General features: G+C 74.0%; 17 protein-coding genes. 4 read left to right on the plus strand and 13 right to left on the minus strand.

Features of this window, described 5'->3' with window-relative positions:
- Window positions 1-115 precede the first annotated feature (115 nt).
- The gene (locus AB0O40_RS34555; RefSeq protein ID WP_365049641.1) at window positions 116-1,543 is read right to left on the minus strand and encodes a PLP-dependent aminotransferase family protein; all 1,428 of its coding nucleotides are present in this window, start codon (window positions 1,541-1,543) and stop codon (window positions 116-118) included.
- Between AB0O40_RS34555 and AB0O40_RS34560 the strand changes: the two genes are divergently transcribed.
- Window positions 1,542-2,513, plus strand: a complete 972-nt coding sequence (locus tag AB0O40_RS34560; RefSeq protein ID WP_365049643.1) for a DMT family transporter — start codon at window positions 1,542-1,544, stop codon at window positions 2,511-2,513. The two genes, AB0O40_RS34555 and AB0O40_RS34560, sit on opposite strands and share 2 nt — an antisense overlap.
- 100 nt (window positions 2,514-2,613) lie before the next feature.
- Window positions 2,614-2,811 (plus strand): DUF1918 domain-containing protein, encoded by a 198-nt coding sequence (locus AB0O40_RS34565; RefSeq protein WP_365049645.1) that lies wholly within the window; start codon window positions 2,614-2,616, stop codon window positions 2,809-2,811.
- 16 nt (window positions 2,812-2,827) lie between these two features.
- Here AB0O40_RS34565 and AB0O40_RS34570 read toward each other — a convergent pair whose 3' ends face one another.
- Window positions 2,828-4,099 (minus strand): family 10 glycosylhydrolase, encoded by a 1,272-nt coding sequence (locus tag AB0O40_RS34570; protein WP_365049647.1) that lies wholly within the window; start codon window positions 4,097-4,099, stop codon window positions 2,828-2,830.
- Window positions 4,100-4,237: 138 nt separating this feature from the next.
- Between AB0O40_RS34570 and AB0O40_RS34575 the strand changes: the two genes are divergently transcribed.
- The gene (locus tag AB0O40_RS34575) at window positions 4,238-5,131 is read left to right on the plus strand and encodes a 3-hydroxybutyryl-CoA dehydrogenase (RefSeq protein WP_365049649.1); all 894 of its coding nucleotides are present in this window, start codon (window positions 4,238-4,240) and stop codon (window positions 5,129-5,131) included.
- A gap of 53 nt (window positions 5,132-5,184) precedes the next feature.
- Here the strand turns inward: AB0O40_RS34575 and AB0O40_RS34580 are convergent, their stop codons facing one another.
- From AB0O40_RS34580 to infC, 10 genes are all read right to left on the minus strand, one after another.
- Complete coding sequence (locus tag AB0O40_RS34580) at window positions 5,185-5,715, minus strand: NUDIX domain-containing protein (RefSeq protein WP_365049650.1); 531 nt, start codon at window positions 5,713-5,715, stop codon at window positions 5,185-5,187.
- 52 nt (window positions 5,716-5,767) lie between these two features.
- Window positions 5,768-7,108, minus strand: a complete 1,341-nt coding sequence (locus AB0O40_RS34585) for a transcriptional regulator (RefSeq protein ID WP_365049652.1) — start codon at window positions 7,106-7,108, stop codon at window positions 5,768-5,770.
- Window positions 7,109-7,411: 303 nt separating this feature from the next.
- Window positions 7,412-8,431 (minus strand): PP2C family protein-serine/threonine phosphatase, encoded by a 1,020-nt coding sequence (locus tag AB0O40_RS34590; RefSeq protein ID WP_365049654.1) that lies wholly within the window; start codon window positions 8,429-8,431, stop codon window positions 7,412-7,414.
- Window positions 8,432-8,668: 237 nt separating this feature from the next.
- Window positions 8,669-11,197 (minus strand): phenylalanine--tRNA ligase subunit beta, encoded by a 2,529-nt coding sequence (gene pheT, locus AB0O40_RS34595; protein WP_365049656.1) that lies wholly within the window; start codon window positions 11,195-11,197, stop codon window positions 8,669-8,671.
- Window positions 11,197-12,327 (minus strand): phenylalanine--tRNA ligase subunit alpha, encoded by a 1,131-nt coding sequence (gene pheS / locus AB0O40_RS34600; RefSeq protein WP_365049658.1) that lies wholly within the window; start codon window positions 12,325-12,327, stop codon window positions 11,197-11,199. Before pheS ends, pheT begins: the two co-directional genes overlap by 1 nt.
- Before the next feature lie 148 nt (window positions 12,328-12,475).
- On the minus strand, window positions 12,476-13,621 hold the full coding sequence (locus tag AB0O40_RS34605) for an ATP-binding protein (RefSeq protein ID WP_365049660.1): 1,146 nt from the start codon (window positions 13,619-13,621) through the stop codon (window positions 12,476-12,478).
- Window positions 13,622-13,676: 55 nt separating this feature from the next.
- Window positions 13,677-14,534 carry an RNA methyltransferase gene (locus AB0O40_RS34610; RefSeq protein WP_365049662.1) on the minus strand — a complete coding sequence of 286 codons (858 nt, stop codon included), beginning with the start codon at window positions 14,532-14,534 and terminating at the stop codon, window positions 13,677-13,679.
- Window positions 14,535-14,669: 135 nt separating this feature from the next.
- On the minus strand, window positions 14,670-15,056 hold the full coding sequence (gene rplT, locus AB0O40_RS34615) for a 50S ribosomal protein L20 (RefSeq protein ID WP_365049664.1): 387 nt from the start codon (window positions 15,054-15,056) through the stop codon (window positions 14,670-14,672).
- A 102-nt stretch (window positions 15,057-15,158) separates the two neighbouring features.
- Window positions 15,159-15,353 (minus strand): 50S ribosomal protein L35, encoded by a 195-nt coding sequence (gene rpmI, locus AB0O40_RS34620; protein ID WP_030192941.1) that lies wholly within the window; start codon window positions 15,351-15,353, stop codon window positions 15,159-15,161.
- A gap of 97 nt (window positions 15,354-15,450) precedes the next feature.
- The gene (gene infC / locus AB0O40_RS34625) at window positions 15,451-16,164 is read right to left on the minus strand and encodes a translation initiation factor IF-3 (protein WP_365049670.1); all 714 of its coding nucleotides are present in this window, start codon (window positions 16,162-16,164) and stop codon (window positions 15,451-15,453) included.
- A gap of 350 nt (window positions 16,165-16,514) precedes the next feature.
- Between infC and AB0O40_RS34630 the strand changes: the two genes are divergently transcribed.
- Entirely contained in the window at window positions 16,515-16,892 is a 378-nt protein-coding gene (locus tag AB0O40_RS34630) for a DUF1844 domain-containing protein (RefSeq protein WP_365049666.1), read from the plus strand.
- Between the two features lie 92 nt (window positions 16,893-16,984).
- On the opposite strand, the gene AB0O40_RS34635 is transcribed toward AB0O40_RS34630, so the two are convergent.
- Window positions 16,985-17,552, minus strand: a 568-nt coding sequence (locus tag AB0O40_RS34635) for an SseB family protein (protein ID WP_365049668.1), incomplete at its 5' end; no start/stop codon positions are given.

Consider the following 17,552-nt stretch of genomic DNA (forward strand, 5'->3'; position numbering starts at 1 on the left):
GGGATGCCCGAAGGGCACGGCGAAGCCGCGAAGTCCCAGGGGTGGGCCTGCCGCAGGGCCTGCAGGCCACCCCCTGTCAAGGGGCGCGGGGACCCGCACACCACGGACGGCCCCCTCACCCCACCCCACACCCCCCCAACCTCCGTACCGCCTCCCCCAGTTCCGACACCCCCGCCACCGCGGCGAAGCTCAGGCGGAGGTGGGCGGCGGGGGGTTCGGCGGCGAAGTAGGGGCGGCCGGGGGCCACGGCCACGCCGGCGCGGAGGGCGGCGGAGACGGCGGCGGGCTCGTCGGTGGATTCCGGGAGGCGGAGCCAGAGTTGGTAGCCGCCCGCGGGCGGGTAGGGGACCACGGCGGCGGGCAGCCCGGTGCGCACCGCGGCCAGCAGGGCCTCGCGCCGCTCCCGCAGCGCGCCGGCCACCGCCCGCAGGTGCCGGGGCCAGGCCGGTGCGCCGACCAGTTCGAGCGCGGCCTCCTGGAGCGGCCGGGGCACGAAGAAGCTGTCCACCACCTGGATGGCGCGCAGCCGTTCCAGCACCGGCCCCCGGGCGGCGAGGGCGCCCACCCGCAGACTGGCCGAGGTGGCCTTGGTCAGCGACCGCAGGTGCACCACCACCCCGTCCGGGTCCGCCGCGGCCAGCGGGGCGGGCAGCGGCCCGCTGTCCTCGTGGCCCATGTGCCGCGCGTAGTCGTCCTCGACGACGAACGCCCCGGCCCGCCGGGCGATGGCCAGCACCTCGGCCCGCCGGGCCGGGGCGAGCACCGCGCCGGTCGGGTTCTGGAAGAGCGGCTGGCAGATGAACAGCCGCGCGCCGGTGGCCCGGAAGGCCGCTTCCAGCAGGTCCGGGCGCACCCCGTCGGCGTCCACCGGGACCGGGACCGGCCGCAGCCCGGAGGCCCGGGCGATGGCCAGCATCCCGGGGTAGGTCGGGGACTCGACCAGCACCGGCGCACCGGGCCCGGCGAGCGCCCGCAGGGCCGTGGTCAGGGCGCTCTGCCCGCCAGCGGTGATCAGGACGTCCCCGGCCGTGACCGTGCCGCCGATCTGCCGGGCGAACCAGTCGCGCAGGTCGGTCAGGCCCTCCATGGGCGGCCGCCCCCAGGCGCCGGGCCGGCGGCCAGCCCGGGCCAGCGCCTCGGCCATCGCCCGCTCGGGCTGGAGGGAGGGGTGCAGGTAGCCGCCGTTGAGCTCGATGACCCCGGTGGGCGGAGCGGTCAGGCTGGCGAGCACTCCGGAGGCGTCCACCGACCGGGGCACCGCGTCCCCGCCCGGGTCGGCGCTGAGCGCGATCTCCTGCCAGGAGGTGTCCCCGGCGGGCGCGGCCGCCGGCCGGGGCTCCGCCCGGAAGGCCCCCGCCCCGGGCCGGGTGACCACCAGGCCCTCGGCGGCCAGCCGGGCCAGCGCCCGGGTCACGGTCACCGGGCTGACCCGGAACCGCTCCACCAACACCCGACTGGACGGCAGCTTCTCCCCCACCGAGTAGCGGTTCAGCTCCGATCGCAGGAGTTCCGCCAGCTCACCCTCACTGCTACGCTGATTCATGACAGCACAGAATAGCGCTACTACGCTCCCGACGATAGCGGTCGTCCCGACCCCGGGGACGGGCCAGGGAACGGCCCCGGCGGCGGACCGGGCGTCGACCCCGGCGGCGGACCGGTCCGCCGCCCGCACCGGCACGGCGCTGGCCGCGCTCGGCGTGCTCTCCTTCTCGCTCACCTTCCCCGCCACCGCCTGGGGCCTGGAGAGCTTCGGCCCCTGGTCACTGGTGGCCCTGCGCAGCGCGCTGGCCGCCCTGCTGGCCGGCGTCTTCCTGCTCGCGCTGCGGGTGCCGCTGCCCCGGCGGGCGCAGTGGGCCCCGCTGGCCGTGGTCGCCGGGGGCGTGGTGGTCGGCTTCCCGATGCTGACGACCCTGGCGCTGCAGACCTCCAGCACCTCCCACGCGGCCGTGGTGGTCGGCCTGCTGCCGCTGACCACGGCCGCCCTCTCGGCCCTGCGCACCGGCGCCCGGCCGTCCCGGACCTTCTGGACCGCCGCGGTCGCCGGCGCGGTGGTGGTGCTCTCCTTCGCCCTCGCCCAGAGCGGGGGCGCGCCCACCACCGGCGACCTCTACCTCTTCGGCGCCCTGCTGGTGTGCGCGGCCGGGTACACCGAGGGCGCCCGGCTGGCCAGGGAGATGCCGGGCTGGCAGGTCATCGGCTGGGCGCTGGTGGGCTGCCTGCCGCTGTCCCTGACCGGCTCCGCGCTCGGGCTGGCGTACGAACCGGTGCACCTGGGCGCGCACGGGCTGATCGGCCTGGCCTGGGTGGCGGCCGGCTCGACCTTCCTGGGCCTGTACGTCTGGTACCGGGGCATGGCCGAGATCGGCGCGGCCCGGGCGAGCCAGCTCCAGCTCGCCCAGCCGCTGCTGACCCTGGTGTGGTCGGTGGCGCTGCTGGGCGAGCACCTGACCCCGGCCGCCCCGGTCGCGGCGGGGGCCGTCCTCGTCTGCATCGCCGTCACCCAGCGGGCGTAGACGGTCAGCACCGGAAGCCCCCGGCCGGGCAGGCTCAAACCGCCCGAACCGCCGTAAACTGCTGTCACCGGATCGGACCGGCTCCGAGGGAGGTCAGCAGATGCGAGCGACCGAGGGCGACCAGCTGGTGCAGCACGGCAGGGTCGTGGGCCAGCAGGACAAGGTGGGCGAGATCACCCAGGTGCTGGGCGAGAACGGCATGCCGCCGTACCGCGTGCGCTTCCCGGACGGCCACGAGGCCCTGATGTCCCCGGGACCCGACTGCCAGGTACGGCACCCGGGCGAGCCCGGCCACTGAGGACGGCGCCGCGCGGTCAGCGCGGCGGCACCGCCGTGGGGTAGTGGTCCTTGACCACCCGCGCCATGGCACCGAGACGGTCCGCGGCCACCTGCTTTCCCGAGAAGTAGACGTGGCCGCGGACCTCGGGGTAGCGGGCCGCCAGCGTCAGGTGCCGGGAGAGCTCGTCCACCTTGCGCCAGGCCGCGGTCTCGCTGTTCGCGTCGGCCCGGTAGAGCGCCTCACCGATGTACAGGTCCACCCCCGTGCCCCGCACCGCCTGGGCCCACCAGGGCGTCAGCTTGGCGTAGTCCACCGACGGGTGCCCGATGTGCCAGTACAGCTGGGGCACCACGTAGTCGATCCAGCCCGAGGTGATCCACAGCCGGGTGTCGGCGTACAGCTCGTCGTACGAGCCCAGGCTCGGGCCGGTCGGGGAGCCCAGCGGGTCGTTGGCACGGTCGCGCCAGACGCCGAAGGGGCTGATCCCGAAGCGGGTGCCGGGCCGGACCCGGGCGATCGCCTCGCCCATCTCCTTGACCAGCAGGTCGACGTTGTTGCGCCGCCAGTCGCCCCGGGAGGCGAAGGAGCCGCCGTACTCCTCGTAGGCGTCGTCGTCGTCGAACTCCTCGCCGCTGACCGGGTAGGGGTAGAAGTAGTCGTCCCAGTGCACCGCGTCCAGCGGGTACTTGGCGACCGCGTCGAGCATCGCCTCCTGGACGAAGGCCCGCACCTCCGGGATGCCCGGGTTGTAGTAGAGCCGCCCGCCGTAGCTCACCGTCCACTCGGGGTAGGCGCGCGCCGGGTGGGAGGCGGCCAGCCGGGAGCGGTCGGTGTGGTTGGCCACCCGGTACGGGTTGAACCACGCGTGCAGCTCCAGCCCGCGGGCGTGCGCCTCGGCCACGGCGGTGCCCAGCGGGTCCCAGCCCGGGTGCTTGCCCTGGGTGCCGGTCAGCCAGCCGGACCAGGGCTCGTACTCCGAGGGCCAGAACGCGTCCGCGGCCGGGCGGACCTGGAGGACGACCGCGTTGAGCCGGCGCTGCACCGCCGTGTCCAGGTAGGCGCGCAGCTCGGACTGCTGACGCGCGGCGCTCAGACCCGCCCTCGAAGGCCAGTCCAGGTTCTCCACCGTCGCCAGCCACATCCCGCGGAACTCCGGCGCGGCCGGGCCCCGGCGCGGACCGGCTGCTTCCGGGTGGGTGGCCGCGCCGGCGGCGGAGGCCGTTCCGGCGGCGATCGCGGTGGTCAGGGCGGTGGCGGCGAGCCCGGCCGCCCCCGTCAGCAGTCCCCGACGGCCCATGTACGTCATGTGACGCTCCCATTTCACAGAGTGACGGCAGTCCGTATGCGGACAGCATGCCCGCCCCGGGCCGCCGACCGGCGCAGGGTCGGGAGTAACGTCGGGGGGCGTGGCGGGCGCCGGAATCAGACGGGGGCCCCGCCGAGGATGAGCAGCGAAAGGCACGAAGTGACTGACCTCCCTTCCGACATCACACGGGTCGGCGTTGTGGGCTGCGGCCAGATGGGTGCGGGCATCGCCGAGGTGTGCGCCCGCAGTGGCCTTGAGGTCAAGGTCGCCGAGACCACGGGCGAGGCCCTGGAGATCGGCCGTACCCGGCTGTACAACTCGCTGACCAAGGCCGCCGAACGCGGCAAGATCAGCGAGGAGGAGCGGGACTCGACCCTGGCCCGCCTCTCCTTCACCACCGACCTCGGCGAGTTCGCCGACCGGGACCTGGTCATCGAGGCCGTGGTCGAGAACGAGCAGGTCAAGACGGAGATCTTCAAGGTCCTCGACCAGGTGATCACCCGTCCGGACGCGATCCTCGCCTCCAACACCTCCTCGATCCCGCTGGTGAAGCTGGCGGTGGCGACCTCCCGCCCCGACCAGGTCATCGGCATCCACTTCTTCAACCCGGCGCCGGTCCAGAAGCTCGTCGAGCTGATCCCGGCGCTGACCACCTCCGAGGAGACCATCAAGCGGGCCGACGCCCTGGTCACCCAGGTGCTCGAGAAGCACGCGATCCGCGCCCAGGACCGCTCCGGCTTCGTCGTCAACGCGCTGCTGGTGCCGTACCTCCTGTCCGCGATCCGGATGTTCGAGTCGGGCATCGCCAGCCGCGAGGACATCGACAACGGCATGGAGTTCGGCTGCGCCCACCCGATGGGCCCGCTGAAGCTCTCGGACCTGATCGGCCTGGACACCATCGTCTCGATCGCCGACTCGATGTACGCCGAGTACAAGGAGCCGCTGTACGCCGCTCCCCCGCTGCTCCAGCGCATGGTCGACGCTGGCCGGCTGGGCCGCAAGAGCGGTTCGGGCTTCTACCCGTACGGGTGAGTCCGCGGGCGCCCGGCCGGTCCGCCGGCCGGGCGCCGTACGCGCCGCCCGGCTCAGCCGAGCCGCAGGTGGTGCAGGAGCAGCAGGCCGGCCGCCATCCCGGCGGCGGGCACCTCACCCCGGGCGACCAGATCGGGGACCTGTTTGAGCGGCACCCACTCCCGGCGGGAGGACTCGAAGTCGTCCGCCGGGTGGCCGGTGTACTCGGCCTCCTCGGACCAGAAGAGGTGGTGCCGGGCGTCGGTGAGGCCGTTGGAGGGCTCCACCGTCATCAGGTGGCGCAGCGGTCCCGGACGCCAGCCCGACTCCTCCTCCATCTCCCGGGCCGCCGCGGCCGCTATGTCCTCGCCGTCCTCGACCACGCCGGCGGGCAGTTCCCAGCCCCAGCTGTCGGTGATGAAGCGGTGCCGCCACAGCAGCAGCACCTCGTCGGCCGCGTTGACCGCGGTTGCCACCGCCACCGGGCGCAGCCGGATCAGGTAGTGGTCCAGGTGCCGGCCGTCGGGGAGCGCGACGTCCGACAGGTTCACCCGGAACCAACGGTTCTGGTACACGGTCTGTTCGCTCAGGTTCGTCCACTGCACGGTCGTGCCACCTTCCGTTCGAGTCGGTGGCAACATGGCAGCAGCCGGCCGGTCACAGCGGAACGCGCAGCGCCCCGTCGATCAACTCCGCCGTCCGGCGGGCCTCGGCGCTACCGCTGCCGAGCAGCCCGGCGCGCACCGTGCTCAGCCGCTCCCGCAGCCGCCGGGACTCCATCCCCCGGGCCCGCTCGGCCATTTCGGCCGCCGCCGCCAGCGCCCGGTCCGGCTCGCCCAGCCGCAGTTCCACCTCGCACAGCATCGCCAGCCGGTGCACCCGGCCCCGGTCGTGCGCCGGGGTGGCGGCGGCCGCCGCGGCCTGTTCGTACGCCCCGGGCAGGTCCCCCAGGCTCAACAGGGCCTGCGCCACCTGGACGTTGACCAGGCCCGGCTGGACGTAGCCGGTCTCGGCCGGTTCGCTGCCCGGCCGGATCCGCCCGGCGGCCTGCTCGGCCCGCCGGATGCAGTCCAACGCGGTGGACCCGTCGCCGAGTTGGGCGTAGGCCTTGGCCTGCATCGCGTACAGGTCGGCGGCCAGCGCGGCGGTGGTGTGCTCCCCCGCGGCCCGCAGCGCCGCCTCGGCGAAGGCCACCGCCTGCCGGTACTCGCGCAGGTGCAGCGACTGGTTGACGATCAGCGCGATCACATAGGCGCCCAGCCCCCGGTCCCCGCTGGCCTTGGCCAGCCGCAGGGCCTGGTGGAAGTAGCGCTGGGCGAGCCCGTGGGCGTCCGAGTCGTACGCGCAGATGCCCGCCACCGCCACCAGCGAACCGGTGGCCCGGTGCAGCTGCCGGCCCAGCGCGTCGGGGTAGCTGCCGCGCAGCAGCGGGGCGGTCTCGCTGCCGAGGAAGCGCACGATCCGGGCCCGGGTGGCCATCCCGCCGGCCCGCCGGTACATCAGCTCGTAGTGGACCCGGGCGGCCCGCAGCACCTCCAGGTGCTCGGGGCCGACCGGGGTGGGCCCCGAGCGCGAGACGTCCCCGTCCTCGGGCGGGTTCTCCCACTCCCAGACGGGGATCACCGCCGGGGTGCCGGTGACCGCCGCCGCGCCCGGCACCGGGACCCGGCCCTGCTCGTCGGCGCGCCACAGCGCGGTGGCCCGGTCGACGAAGCCGGACAGCGGCGAGGGGCCCGGGTCGGCGGGCGCACCCGGCAGCCCGAGCCCGATGTCGTCCAGGCCCAACGCCCGTCCCAGCCGGGCCCCCAGGACCTCGCAGATCAGGTCGGGCACCTGCCCCCGGGGCCGCTGGCCCTTCAACCAGCGGGCCACGGCCGTGTGTTCGTAGCGCAGGGCCAGTCCGCGGCCGCGGCCGGCCGCGTTGACCCGCGCGGCCAGGCCCGCGTTGGAGATGCCCGCCTCGGCGAGGAGGGCGTCGAGCAGGGTGTTGGGCTGCATGGGCCCCTCCAAGGGCTCGTCGGAGCCAGGGTAGTGGGCACGGTGATCCTTCACACGGGGTGCGAAGGAAGTGCGCGCATAAATGCGCGGCGCACCCTGCCCCCGGGGCACCGCGGGGCGGTTGACTTCAAGCGCCTCGCCAAGAGGCAGCCCCGGGCCGTCGGCTCCCCCTCGTACAGTGCGACGGCCCGTACCGCGCCGCTCGTCCTGCCGTCTGCCCGACACTCCGCGGCAGGACGGGCGGCGCCCAGCGACCGCCGTCATGAGGCCCCGCTCTCGGGACCTGTCAGGTCCCGTGCGGGGTCACTGCCCGGCGCACACCGCCTGCCCGTTCGGATGCGCGGGCAGCGGGCGGCGGTCGTTGCGCACCACCAGCAGGGCGACGTCGTCGGCGAGTCGCCCGCTGGTGTGGCGCAGCAGCGCGGCGTGCACGTCCTGGGCCAGCGCGGCCGGCGGCCGGGTCGGCGGTGCCGCGCCGAGGACCCCGGCCAGCGGGAAGTACCGCCCCTGCCGGTCCCGGGCGTCCGCCAGTCCGTCGGTGTGCAGCAGCAGGGCGTCCCCGGGCGGCAGCAGTCCGCAGGGCCGCGCGACCAGGGCGGCCGGCAGCGGCAGCACGCCCAGCGGGGGCAAGGTCTCGGCGCCGGCCAGCAGTTCGGGCAGCCGGCCGCCGGCGTCCAGGCGGTACGGCCACGGATGGCCGCAGTTGAGGGCGGAGAGCCGGCCGTCGGGGGCGATCTCCAGCAGCAGGACGGTCACGAACTCCTCGGCGGCCTCGGGCCGGTCCCGCTCGCGCAGGTGCCGCTGGAGGGCCCGCTCCATCCGCCGCAGGACGCCGGCCAGTTCCGGTTCGTCGTACGCCGCCTCGCGGAAGCTGCCCAGCACCGCCGCGGCCGCGTCCAGCGCGGGCAGCCCGTGCCCGCGGACGTCGCCCATGACCACCCGCACGCCGTACCGGCTGGGTACCGCGGCGTACAGGTCGCCCCCGATGGCGGCCCCGCGGCTGGCGGAGCTCTGTACGGCCGCCAGGGCCAGCCCCTCCAGCCGGGGCGGCAGCGGGTGCAGCAGGGCCCGCTGGGCGGCGCCCGCGACCTCCTGGGCCCGCGCCAGCTCGGCGAGCGGGCCCTGGCGCACGCACAGGGCCAGCACGGCGCCCAGGCCCAGGAAGGACGCGCAGGTGACCAGCCGGGTCACTAACGGGCCGCGCAGCCCCTCGGGGGCGCCCAGTTCCCAGAGCACCGCCACCAGCGCCCAGCCGAGCAGGCACGCCCGGCGCAGCGGGGGCACGTCCCCGGTCAGCGGGCACCGCACCCTGAATCCCGTCACGCCGGCCTCCCCGGAGCCTGAGGTGGAGGCCGTGTCCGTTCTCGGTGGCCCGGGCCGCCCCGGAGGCGGCGCTCGAAGCCGGTGTGGGGGATCCTCGGCAGTCGCCCGTCGCCCCGCGGCCGGAACGATTGTGTCCAGCGGCGGGATCCGGCCAAGACCCCAGACGGAAGATCTCACCCGAATGAGTGAGGGGCACACCCGAAACCTTCAGGTGTGCCCCTCATTCTGTTCACGACATCACGCCCCGCGGAGCACCGCACCCGTCCGCTCGGCGGCCAGGGCCACCGCGGCGTCGCGGGCGGCCGTGGACTCCTCGGCCGTCAGCGTGCGGTCGGCGGCGCGGAAGCGCAGCGCGTACGCGAGCGACTTCTTGCCCTCGCCGACCTGCTCGCCGGTGAAGACGTCGAACAGCCGCAGCGACTCCAGCAGTTCGCCGGCGCCCTTGCGCAGCGCGGCCTCGACCGTGGCGGCCGGCACCGACGCGTCGACGATCAGCGCCACGTCCTGGGTCGCCACCGGGAAGGCGGAGATCCGGGGCGCGTGCAGGGCCTGCCCGCCGGCCGCGGCCAGCCGGTCGAGGTCCAGCTCCATGGCGCTGGTGCGGTCCGGCAGGCCGAGCGCCTTGACGACGCGCGGGTGCAGCTCACCGGCGTGGCCGATGACCTGCTCGACACCGTCGAGGGTGACGACCAGCTCGGCGCACCGGCCCGGGTGCCAGGGGCCGTACTGGCCCTGGCGGATCACCAGCGGGGCACCGGCCTCGACGGCCAGCGACCGGGCGGCCTCGACCGCGTCGGCCCAGTCGGCCGGGCGGCCCTTGCCCCACCAGCCGGCCTGCTCGCGGGCCCCGGCCAGCACGACCGCGGCGTACCGCGGCTGCGCCGGCAGCGCGGCGTTGAGCGTGCCGATCTCCTCGTCCGTGGGACGGCGGTCGACGGGCAGCCGCACCGCGACGCCCGGCTGCGCGCCGGCCCGGAAGACCAGACCGGTCTCGAAGAGCGCGAGGTCGTGGCTGCCACGGCTGTCGTTGCGGCGCAGCGTCCCCAGCAGGCCCGGCAGCAGGGTGCTGCGCAGCGCCGGCTCCTCGTCGGAGAGCGGGTTGACCAGCTTGACGACCTGGCGGCTCGCGTCGTGCGCGGGCAGCTGGAGCTGGTCGAAGACGCCCTCGCCGATGAACGGGTAGTTCAGCGCCTCGACGTAACCGGCGCCGGCCAGCGCGCGGCCGACCCGGCGGTGCAGCTGCTGCCGGGCGGTCAGGCCACGGCCGGAGGGCACCTGCGGCAGGGTCGAGGGGAGGTTGGCGTACCCCTCGAGCCGGATGACCTCCTCGGCGAGGTCGTTGGGCTCGGCGAGGTCGGGACGCCACGACGGGACGGTGACGACCAGCTCGTCCTGGCCGTAGACGTCGCAGCCGACCTCCTGGAGGCGGCGCACGACGGTCTCGCGGCCGTACTCGACGCCGGCGACCTTGTCCGGGTGGTCCGCGCGCATGGCGACGGTCCGCGGGACGGCCGGGGCGGCCAGCTCGGTGACGCCCGCCTCGGCGGTGCCGCCGGCGAGCAGCACCAGCAGGTCGACGGTGCGCTGCGCGGCGGCGGCCGCGGCCTGCGGGTCCACACCGCGCTCGAAGCGCTTGGACGCCTCGGAGGACAGCTTGTGGCGGCGGGCGGCGCGGGAGATCGTGATCGGGTCGAAGTGCGCGGCCTCGATCACGACGTCCGTGGTGCCGGTGACCGCACCGGTCTCCGGGTCGGTGACGGCGTCGGCGATCTCCGTGTCGGCACCGCCCATGACACCGGCCAGACCGATCGGCCCGCTGTTGTCGGTGATCACCAGGTCCTCGGCGTCGAGGGTGCGCTTGACCCCGTCGAGGGTGGTGAACTTCTCGCCCGGCTCGGCCCGGCGGACCCCGAGGGGACCGTCCAGACGCGAGCGGTCGTACGCGTGCAGCGGCTGGCCCAGCTCGAGCATCACGTAGTTGGTGACGTCGACGGCGAGCGAGATCGGGCGCATGCCGGCCTTCTGCAGGCGGCGGGTGAGCCAGATCGGGGACTTGGCCTCGGGGTCCAGGCCCGTGACGGTGCGCGCGGTGAAGCGGTCGCAGCCGGACGGGTCGGAGACCTTGACCAGGTAGCCGTAGGAGTTCGGGGCCGGGACGTCCAGCAGCGCCGGGTCGCGCAGCGGCAGGCCGTACGCGGTGGCGGTCTCGCGGGCCACACCGCGCAGCGACAGGCAGTAGCCGCGGTCCGGGGTGACGGCGATGTCGAGGACTTCGTCGCGCAGCTCGAGCAGCTCGATCGCGTCGGTGCCGACCTCGACCTCCGGCGGCAGCACGATGATGCCGTGCGTGCCGTCGTCGCCCATGCCCAGCTCGTCGCCGGAGCAGATCATGCCGTGCGAGTTCTTGCCGTACGTCTTGCGCGCGGCGATCGTGAAGTCGCCGGGCAGCACCGCGCCGGGCAGGGCCACGACGACCTTGTCGCCGACGGCGAAGTTGCGGGCGCCGCAGACGATCTCCTGGGGCTCGCCGGTGCCGTTGGCCTGGCCGACGTCGACGGTGCAGAAGCGGATCGGCTTCTTGAACTCCGTCAGCTCCTCGATCGTCAGCACCCGGCCGACGGCGAGGGGACCGGTCAGGTCGGCACCCAGCTGCTCGACGGTCTCGACCTCGAGACCGGCGTCGATGAGCTTGGCCTGCACGTCACGACCGGTCTCGCCCGCAGGCAGGTCGACGTACTCCCGCAGCCAAGAAAGCGGGACCCGCATCAGATCTCCATCCCGAACGGCCGAGTGAACCGGACGTCACCCTCGACCATGTCTCGCATGTCTTCCACGTTGTGGCGGAACATCAGCATCCGCTCGATGCCGAACCCGAAGGCGAACCCGCTGTACTTCTCGGGGTCCACACCGCAGGCGGTCAGCACCTTCGGGTTGACCATGCCGCAGCCGCCGAGCTCGATCCAGCCCTCGCTGGAGCAGGTGCGGCAGGGGCGGTCGGGGTTGCCCACCGACGCTCCGCGGCACACGTAGCACTGCATGTCCATCTCGGCGGACGGCTCGGTGAACGGGAAGAAGTTCGGGCGCAGGCGGGTGGTGACGTCGTCGCCGAAGAGCGCCTTGACCATGTGGTCGATGGTGCCCTTGAGGTCGGCCATCGTCAGGCCCTCGTCGACCGCCAGCAGCTCGACCTGGTGGAACACCGGGGTGTGCGTGGCGTCGAGCTCGTCGGTGCGGTACACGCGGCCCGGGCAGACGATGTAGACGGGCGGCTCACGGCGCTCGAGGAGCGCACGGGCCTGCACCGGCGAGGTGTGGGTGCGCAGCACGACACCGGACTCGTCGCCCTCGACGCCCTCGGGGCCCCGGACGAAGAAGGTGTCCTGCATCTGCCGGGCCGGGTGGTCGGGGGTGAAGTTGAGGGCGTCGAAGTTGAACCACTCCGCCTCGACCTCGGGGCCCTCGGCCACCTCGTACCCCATGGCCACGAAGACGTCCGCGATGCGGTCCATCAGCGTGGTCAGGGGGTGCCGGGCGCCGGCCGGCACGCGGTCGTGGGGCAGCGTGACGTCCACCGCCTCCTCGACCAGGACGCGCTCGTCCCGCTCGGCCTCCAGCGCCGCCAGCCGCTCGGCGAACGCCTTGTTCACCGCGCCGCGGGCCTGGCCGACGCGCTTGCCCGCCTCGGCCTTGGCCTGCGGCGGCAGCGCGCCGATCTCGCGGTTGGCGAGGGCGAGCGGCGAGGTGCCGCCGGCGTGGGCGGTCTTCGCGTGCGCCAATGCGTCGAGGTCGCCGGCGGCCGCGAAGGCGGCGAGCGCCTCGTCCCGCATGCGCTCGATCTCTTCCGGTTTCAGTGCCTCGACCTCGACAGGGTCGTACGACTTGTTCGGTGCCGACATCTCTTCCCGTACTTCCGATGGGCTGGCTGGTGGTCCCCGCTCCGACCGGTTGAGTTCGTCAAAGGGACGCAAAGGTGCCAAAGGACGAGTCTACGGGGCGGGCGGGTGTGGAGGAGCCCGTGGGCCGCCTGGCGAGACTCCCGATCACTTACGAGAGGTAGGCCGGCGCGCTCACGGGCAGGGTAAATCGGAACTCGGCGCCGCCGCCGGGGCCGCGCCCGACGGTGATGTCGCCGCCGTGGGCCTCGACGATGCCCTTGACGATGTACAGGCCCAGCCCGGTCCCGCCGCGCTTGCTGCCCCGCCAGAAGCGGGTGAAGACGCGGCCCATGGACTCCTCGGGGATGCCGGGGCCCTCATCCGTCACGGTGACCGCCGTGCCCTTCTCGTTCTTGCCGGTGTGCGCGGGTGCCACGTCGATGGTGACCGTTCCCTCGCCGTGCCGCACCGCATTTTCGAGGAGGTTGCCCAGCACCTGGTCGATCTTGTCGGGATCGGCCCACAGGTCGGGCAGCGGGCGGCCGATCCGCACCAGGAAGCGCTCGGGGGCCTGGCCGTTGGCCGTCAGGGCCTGGACGTGCCGGCCGACGGCGGTGGCGACGTCCACCGGCTGGCGGCGCAGCTCCAGCCGGCCCGAGTCGATCCGGGAGATGTCCAGCAGCTCGGCGATCAGCCGGGTGACGCGGTTGGCGTCGGCGTCGACGGTCTCCAGCATCAGGCGCTTCTGGTCGTCGGTGAACCGCTCCCACTTGGCCAGCAGGGTGGCGGTGAAGCCCTTGACGGAGGTCAGCGGGGAGCGCAGTTCGTGGGCGACGGTGGCGATCAGCTCGGCGTGGCTGCGCTCGGTGCGGCGGCGGGCCTCGGTGCCGCGCAGGGTGACCACCAGGCGGTGCACCGGCCCGGTGGCGTGCTCGCGCACGTACCGGGCGGAGACCAGCACCTCGCGGCCGCCGGGCAGCAGGAGGTTGCGCTCGGGCTGCCCGGTGCGGGTGGCGAGGCCGCCGTACGGATCGGTCAGCTGCCACCAGCGGCGGCCCTCCAGGTCCTCCAGCGGCAGGGCCTGCTCGATGGGGGTGCCCAGGGCGCCGGCCGCGCTGGTGGCGGTGATCCGGGCGGCGGCGCGGTTGAAGCAGACGACCCGGCCGCGGGCGTCGGCGACGACCAGTCCGTCGGGCAGGTCGTCCGGGTCCAGCGCCGGCTCCCCGGCGGTCCCGGTGCCCGGCCCGGACAGCGGCTGGGGCGGGATCGCGGCCGCCTGCGGCGCCCTCGGTGAGCTGTTCGTCCCGACGGTCATGTCCCCGTACCCCACATCTCCGAGGAGCGCAGTGGGCCCCCGGGGCGCCACATTACTAGCTGGGGGTCACGGAGCGGCACCCTCCGGGCGCCCGCTGTGCACGCGCGGAGGCGTACAGGCACACGGCGGCGGCCGTGGCGAGGTTCAGGCTCTCGGCCTTGCCGTGGATCGGCACCCGCACGACCGCGTCGGCCAGCGCGCGGGTCTCCTCGGGCAGGCCCCAGGCCTCGTTGCCGAAGACCCAGGCGGAGGGACCGCCCATGGTGCCGGCGTCGAGCTCGGCGTCCAGGTCCTCCTTGCCGGCCCCGTCGGCCGCGAGGATGCGCACCCCGGCGGCCCGCAGCCCCTCGACGGCCTGCTCGACCGGGACGCCGACGGCGACCGGGAGGTGGAAGAGGGAACCCACGGAGGCGCGCACGGACTTGGGGTTGTACAGGTCCACCGAGGCGTCGGTCAGCACCACGGCGTCGGCCCCGGCGGCGTCGGCGCAGCGCAGCACGGTGCCGGCGTTCCCGGGGTCGCGGACGTGCGCGAGCACGGCGACCAGGCGGGGACCGGACGCGAGGATCTCCTCGAAGGGCGAGTCCAGGAAGTGGCAGACGCCGACCAGGCCCTGGGGCGTGACGGTCTGCGAGACCTCGGCCAGCACCTCGTCGGAGGCGAAGTGGACGCGGGCGCCGGCGGCCCGGGCCGCCTCGACGATGTCCGCGTAGCGCTCGGCCGCCTCGACGGTGGCGAACAGCTCGATCAGGGTCGCGCCCTCGGCGCCGCGGTGCTCGACGGCCTCCCGGACGGCCTGGGGGCCCTCGGCGATGAACCGGCGTTCCTTGGTGCGGAAGTTCCGCCGGGCGAGCCGTCGGGCGGCGGCCACCCGGGGGGAACGCGGGGAGATCAGCTCGGCGGGGGTTGCCATGGGAGTGGGCTCACTTCCGTACGTGCGGCGCGGTGCGCGGGGTCGTTCAACGCACCGGACCCGCAGGCGCGGGGCCTGCGGGTCCGGGCTGTGCCTCGAGGGCGCTCACGCGTCCTCGGTGAAGGGGCGCCTGAATCAGGCGGCGGCCTTCGGGGCGTTCACGTCGGCCGGGAGCGCCTTCTGGGCGACCTCGACGAGCGCGGCGAAGGCGTTGCTGTCGTTGACGGCCAGCTCGGCCAGGATCTTGCGGTCCACCTCGATGTTGGCGGCCTTCAGACCCTGGATGAGGCGGTTGTACGTCATGCCGTTCTGGCGGGCAGCGGCGTTGATGCGCTGGATCCACAGCTGACGGAAGTCGCCCTTGCGCTTCTTGCGGTCGTTGAAGTTGTAGACCAGCGAGTGGGTGACCTGCTCCTTGGCCTTGCGGTACAGGCGCGAACGCTGACCGCGGTAGCCGGAGGCCGCCTCGAGGATCGCCCGGCGCTTCTTGTGGGCGTTTACTGCCCGCTTGACGCGTGCCACTTGTTAACTCCTTGTAGCGGGGCCGTGGTTGTGTTCACACGGCCCGAAAACGATATGGGTCCCGGTCTCGACGTCACCGCTCCCGCGAGGGAGCGGAGGACGTCACTTGCCGAGAAGCTTCTTGATCTTCGCGGCGTCGCCCGGGGCCATCTCGGCGTTGCCGGTGAGGCGACGCGTCAGCTTGGACGACTTGTGCTCGAGCAGGTGGCGCTTGCCGGCGCGCTCGCGGAGCACCTTGCCGGAGCCGGTGATCTTGAAGCGCTTCTTGGAACCGCTGTGCGTCTTGTTCTTCGGCATAGCGCCGTTATCTCCTCGTCGGTGGCGTCCCCACCGGTCGGGGACCGGCGTACGGGAACGTCAGTTGTGTCGTGTGATCCGGGGCGGCTGCTCCGGATCAGGCCTCGGCGTTCTCGATCGACTCGTCGACGGGGGCCTCGACGGCCGCCTCGGCGGCCTGGTCGGCCTCGTCGACGGGCAGACCCTGGCGCTCGGCCTTGCGGGCGGCCTGCGCCTCGCGGGCTTCGGCCATCGCCTCGGTCTTCTTCTTGTGCGGACCGAGAACCATGATCATGTTTCGGCCGTCCTGCTTCGGGTTCGACTCGACGAAACCGAGCTCCTGGACGTCCTCCGCCAGGCGCTGCAGCAGTCGGTAGCCGAGCTCCGGCCGGGACTGCTCACGGCCGCGGAACATGATCGTGATCTTGACCTTGTCGCCCTGCTTGAGGAACCGGACGACATGACCCTTCTTGGTGTCATAGTCGTGCGGGTCGATCTTCGGCCGGAGCTTCATTTCCTTGATGACCGTGTGCGCCTGGTTCTTGCGCGCCTCACGGGCCTTCATGGCCGACTCGTACTTGAACTTGCCGTAGTCCATGAGCTTGCAGACCGGCGGCCGTGCGGACGCCGCGACCTCGACCAGGTCGAGGTCGTACTCCTGCGCCAGCTCGAGCGCCTTGGCAAGCGGGACAATCCCGACCTGCTCGCCGCTGGGACCGACAAGTCGCACCTCGGGAACGCGAATCCGGTCGTTGATGCGGGGCTCGGTGCTGATGGATCCTCCTCGGTTGCACCAACGGCTGCCTGGAGGACAGCCGCGTGACGTCTGTATCGTCGGACCTCACCGGCACCGGGGCATGAAAAACGCCCCGGACACGGGACACAGGCGGGAGCTCCACATAGAACCGGAGCACCGCCGCATGAACCACACGGGGCGCAGACTCGGGCGGCTTTCCATCGTCCGTACGGAACGATGGATGCCACCTGACCGGTGACCCGCCTCCCCGGAGGGCGGTCGGGTGGGAGTACGGAGCCTCCACTTGTGGGCCGGGGACAGGGGTCTCCGGCCGGTCGTCACACAAGGTTAGCAGGACCGGGGCGCAGGCGCGAACCCGGTGGCCGGACTCCGCTTCCGGCGGGCGGGGGACGGCCGGCCGCGGGACCCGGCATATCGTGTGGGGCATGACTGACGCGACGCCCTCCCCCGCACCCGACGCCACCGACTCGCCCGACTACGACGCCATGACCCGCGACATCGCGGACGTGCCCGCGGTCGAGGTGATCACGACGGTCGCGGTGCACCTGCTGAGCGCGGCCGCCGTCAACCTCGGCCTCGACAAGCCGGACTCCGAGCACAAGGACCTCGACGAGGCCCGCAAGCTCATCACCGCCCTGGCCGGCCTGGTGACCGCCAGCGCCACCGAGATCAGCTCCTTCCACGCGGCCCCGCTGCGGGACGGCCTGAAGTCCCTGCAGCTGGCCTTCCGCGAGGCCTCGATCGTCCCCGACGAGCCGGGCCAGGGCCCGGGCGAGAAGTTCACGGGTCCGGTCTTCGGCTGATCCGCCCGCCGGCCGCACCGGCCGGCCCCACGCGCAGCGGGCCCCGGGATCCTTCCCGGGGCCCGCTCTGCGTCGTACGCGTCCTGCGGCGCTCAGCGCCGGAACAGCGGCTCGCCCGGCCCGGCCGCACCGGCCGGCAGCAGGGCGAGGTCGAGCCCGCGGACCAGCCGGGCCCGCAGGGTCTCGTCGGCGGCCAGCGCCTCGGCGACCCGCCGGGCCGCCCGCGGCACCTCGGCCTCCGGGGCGTCCAGGACCACCGCGAGGATGCCGTCGGCCTCGTCGCCACCGGGCACCAGGTGGGCCCGGACGACCGTCCCCTCGGCCTCGACCACGGCGCGCACCGCGGCCGCCACGGCCGGGTCCTCCAGGGGCGCCGTGCTGCTGCGCCCCTCCGCCAGGGCCAGCAGGGCCGGGCCGGTGACCTGGTACGGGACCGGGCCGGCCAGGTCCAGGACGAGGGTGTCGGCCTTCTCGTGGGCGAGCGCGGCCAGGGCCTGGTGCAGCGGCACCGCCACCGGGCGGGCGGCGGGGTCCCACAGCGCGAGCGAGGCGATCGAGGTGAAGGCGCTGTTCCACCCGCCGCCGGCGGGGACCGCCCCGCAGGACCCGGCCGCCCGTGCGCTGAACGAGTCGGTGTACCGGGTGGGCCTGCTGCCCCAG

The organism is Streptomyces sp. NPDC089919 (assembly GCF_040684615.1).
In the GTDB taxonomy this organism is placed as follows: Bacteria; Actinomycetota; Actinomycetes; order Streptomycetales; family Streptomycetaceae; genus Streptomyces.

Excerpts from the sequence above, each read along its gene's own strand:
- AB0O40_RS34560 (WP_365049643.1), top strand. The coding sequence starts at position 1,542 with ATGACAGCACAGAATAGCGCTACTACGCTCCCGACGATAGCGGTCGTC.
- AB0O40_RS34555 (WP_365049641.1), bottom strand. The coding sequence starts at position 1,543 with ATGAATCAGCGTAGCAGTGAGGGTGAGCTGGCGGAACTCCTGCGATCG.
- AB0O40_RS34565 (WP_365049645.1), top strand. The coding sequence starts at position 2,614 with ATGCGAGCGACCGAGGGCGACCAGCTGGTGCAGCACGGCAGGGTCGTG.
- AB0O40_RS34570 (WP_365049647.1), bottom strand. The coding sequence starts at position 4,099 with ATGACGTACATGGGCCGTCGGGGACTGCTGACGGGGGCGGCCGGGCTC.
- AB0O40_RS34575 (WP_365049649.1), top strand. The coding sequence starts at position 4,238 with ATGAGCAGCGAAAGGCACGAAGTGACTGACCTCCCTTCCGACATCACA.
- AB0O40_RS34585 (WP_365049652.1), bottom strand. The coding sequence starts at position 7,108 with ATGCAGCCCAACACCCTGCTCGACGCCCTCCTCGCCGAGGCGGGCATC.
- pheT (WP_365049656.1), bottom strand. The coding sequence starts at position 11,197 with ATGCGGGTCCCGCTTTCTTGGCTGCGGGAGTACGTCGACCTGCCTGCG.
- pheS (WP_365049658.1), bottom strand. The coding sequence starts at position 12,327 with ATGTCGGCACCGAACAAGTCGTACGACCCTGTCGAGGTCGAGGCACTG.
- AB0O40_RS34605 (WP_365049660.1), bottom strand. The coding sequence starts at position 13,621 with ATGACCGTCGGGACGAACAGCTCACCGAGGGCGCCGCAGGCGGCCGCG.
- AB0O40_RS34610 (WP_365049662.1), bottom strand. The coding sequence starts at position 14,534 with ATGGCAACCCCCGCCGAGCTGATCTCCCCGCGTTCCCCCCGGGTGGCC.
- rpmI (WP_030192941.1), bottom strand. The coding sequence starts at position 15,353 with ATGCCGAAGAACAAGACGCACAGCGGTTCCAAGAAGCGCTTCAAGATC.
- AB0O40_RS34630 (WP_365049666.1), top strand. The coding sequence starts at position 16,515 with ATGACTGACGCGACGCCCTCCCCCGCACCCGACGCCACCGACTCGCCC.